The 3257-nt window shown below is 37.7% G+C and carries 3 protein-coding genes; 2 read left to right on the forward strand and 1 reads right to left on the reverse strand.

The window, feature by feature from the left end; genetic code table 11:
- On the reverse strand, window positions 1-510 hold a 510-nt coding region (locus tag FC65_RS09710), incomplete at its 3' end, for a metal-dependent transcriptional regulator (RefSeq protein WP_056972518.1).
- Between the two features lie 105 nt (window positions 511-615).
- On the opposite strand from FC65_RS09710, the gene FC65_RS09715 reads away from it, so the two are divergent.
- Together FC65_RS09715 and FC65_RS09720 are read left to right on the forward strand one after the other, a co-directional pair.
- Window positions 616-2211, forward strand: a complete 1596-nt coding sequence (locus FC65_RS09715) for an Nramp family divalent metal transporter (protein ID WP_056972519.1) — start codon at window positions 616-618, stop codon at window positions 2209-2211.
- Window positions 2212-2213: 2 nt separating this feature from the next.
- Entirely contained in the window at window positions 2214-2654 is a 441-nt protein-coding gene (locus tag FC65_RS09720) for a universal stress protein (protein WP_056972520.1), read from the forward strand.
- The last annotated feature ends 603 nt before the right edge of the window (window positions 2655-3257 follow it).

Here is a 3257-nt window from a genome sequence, read left to right on the forward strand (position 1 = left end):
ACGAACTAGCACCACGCGTATTACCATATTCTTACTTCCCAAATACTCTCTCAAGATAACCACGTTTCCCGGTTTAACACTACTTAACATCTTCAGATCAGGATTAAAAACTTTAGGTTCTTGAACTTCCGCTCCAAAAAAAGTTTTCTCTGGCTTTCCCAATTTCTCATTCAGCTCGTGCAATAAAGTTTCACTAGAAAAGTCAGCTAGCAGCCAAGCTTGTTGAACCACTTCTGCTAATGGTAAATCAAAATTTTTTTCCAATAAAACTTCGCATAACCGAAATTTATGCATAATTTTTTGGGCTTTTTGTTGTCCTTTTTCACTCAAAGAAACTTTTTTATATTTTCCCCCGTCAACTAATCCCTGTTTATGTAATTTTTGAGTAAACTCTGTTGTAGAAGCAGGAGTGATTTTTAACAACTCCGATAATTGTTTATTAGAGATACCTTTTTTCAAATAACTCCCTTCAAAAATAGCCCGTAAATAATTGTCTTCGATCGACCTCATATTAAAAATACCCCTTTCATTCTTCTGTAACCCAAACTTTTTGTTTCAATATACGCAAATTCATTGTACAATAACTATGGTTTAAAAAGAAAGGTGGCTTTAAAAATGAGTCAAAATGAGTCAAAAACTCATAAGCAACACTATTTGATCCATTATGCTAATGGACCCTCGCTGGAAGAAATTAATGGAACTGTGGAAGTTCCTAAGGGTAAGGGATTCTGGAAAACATTATTTATGTATTCTGGTCCTGGAGCTTTAGTTGCTGTTGGTTATATGGATCCCGGTAACTGGTCAACCTCAATCACTGGTGGGCAAAATTTCTCCTACTTACTTATGTCCGTGATTTTAATGTCGAGTTTGATTGCCATGTTATTACAGTACATGGCCGCTAAACTGGGCATTGTAAGTCAAATGGACCTGGCCCAAGCAACCAGGGCCCGCACTGGTAAAACTTTAGGTATTATTTTGTGGATCATGACTGAATTAGCCATTATGGCGACAGATATTGCTGAAGTTATTGGTGGTGCGATCGCGCTTTATCTACTGTTTAATATTCCGTTAGTGATTGCCGTTTTCTTGACCGTACTAGATGTTTTGTTATTGCTCTTATTAACTAAAATCGGTTTCCGGAAAATCGAAGCAATTGTCGTTTGTTTAATTTTCGTTATCTTAGCTGTTTTTATTTATCAAGTCGCTTTGTCTGATCCTGCCTGGGGTGAAATGTTTAAAGGTTTAGTCCCAACGGGAAAAACTTTTGCCTCTTCACCTGACGTTCAAGGCATGACACCTATTTCAGGTGCTTTAGGTATCATCGGTGCTACCGTTATGCCGCATAACCTGTACTTACATTCAGCTATTTCCCAAACTCGTAAAATTGACCATAACGATCAAGAAGACATTGCTCGGACAGTTAAGTTTTCGACTTGGGATTCTAATATCCAATTGTCATTAGCCTTTGTTGTTAACGCCTTGCTTTTGATTATGGGCGTTGCTGTTTTCAAATCTGGAACAATCCAAGATCCGTCATTCTTTGGTTTGTACAAAGCTCTTTCTGATACTTCCAAATTAAGTAATGGTGTTTTGATTGGTGTCGCTAAATCCGGTATTTTATCAACACTTTTTGCGGTCGCTTTATTAGCTTCTGGTCAAAACTCAACTATTACTGGTACACTGACTGGTCAGGTTGTCATGGAAGGTTTTATTCACATGAAAATGCCTTTGTGGGCACGTCGTTTAGTCACACGTTTGATCTCTGTGATCCCAGTACTGATTGCCGTGATCTCAACCAGTGGTCAAAGTGAAGTGCAACAGCACGTTGCCATTAATAATTTAATGAACAACTCGCAGGTCTTCTTAGCCTTTGCCTTACCATTCTCAATGTTGCCTTTATTAATGTTAACTAATAGTAAAACAGAAATGGGTTTACGGTTTAAAAATTCACTCTGGGTCAATATCTTAGGTTGGGTTTCTGTCGTTGGCTTAACTTACTTGAATATGATCGGCTTACCGGGATCAATTGAAGCCTTCTATGGGGATAATCTGACTGCTGCGCAAGTTTCTATGGCTGATAATATTGCTTATGTCATCATTGTTTTAATTATCGCTTTGTTGATCTGGACAATTACTGATTTATATCGTGGGGATAAACGTTTAGCGCAAAAAGAAGCTCTCGAAAAGGAGCAAAATCAAGGAGGACAATGATCATGGCTGATGAACAAACAAAATTTACTCGTATTTTAGTCGGAACTGACGATTCACATGACGCACAGTTAGCTTTCCATTACGCAATTAATTATGCCAAGGAGAATAACACTGAGCTTTTTATCGTTTCTGTATTGGAAAGTAACGAAATGAATGTTTACCAAGCTCTTGATGATGATTACATTCATGGCGAAAGGGAAGCACTGGAAAAACACGTGCTTGAATATGAAAAGGAAGCAAAAGAAGCTGGCGTGAAAAAAGTCCAGACTGTTGTTGCTGAAGGAAAACCTGGTAGAACAATTGTCAATGACGTTATTCCGCATATTAAACCAGATTTGTTGATTATTGGTTCCTTTGATAAGCCGGGGGTTGCTCGCCGTTTTGGGAGCGAAGCAGCTTATATGGCCAAATATGCGCCAGTTTCTGTGTTAGTTATGCGTTAATTCACTGATTTCTTTTTACCAAGCTCGTTTAAGTAGTCGAGCTGCGTGAATCAAAAGTCTGCAAAACAGAGCGGAGTGAACCGGGAGAAAGCGAGCACTAATGGACTTAGGCATTATGACAAGTGCTTTTTTCTTGCCGTGATGTCTAAGTTGATTAGGCGGAGCTTTCTGGTTCACGCAGCTCAACTATGCCTATCCAACTTCAACAACAAGTCGCAAAAAGCACGACTTTATTGTTGAAGCCCGATAGTGCTCAACTTCTAAACGATTCACTCTGCTCTGTTTTAAGTGGAGGTTGTTATTATTATGTATAGACTGATAGCTTCTTGCGACATCACCACACAATTAGAGTTTAGGTTATTGTTTTTATCGTTCAAAAGATTTTTTTGCTAAATTTTATTCAAAAAAGCTAACCGGCATATGGGTTAGCTTTTTTGAACCACAAAATTATCTTTTATCAAAACAAAATGAGCTCAAATGAAAGGTGTTTTTTTAATGAATGAATATGATAATTTATTACAACATTGTCGCGAAATTGGGGATTCTGTTTTAGAGGAAAATTTTAGACCAATAACTAAAGGTTGAAAGTTGAAAAAGCACATT

The sequence above is a fragment of the Ligilactobacillus acidipiscis DSM 15836 genome (assembly GCF_001435755.1).
Classification (GTDB): Bacteria; Bacillota; Bacilli; order Lactobacillales; family Lactobacillaceae; genus Ligilactobacillus; species Ligilactobacillus acidipiscis.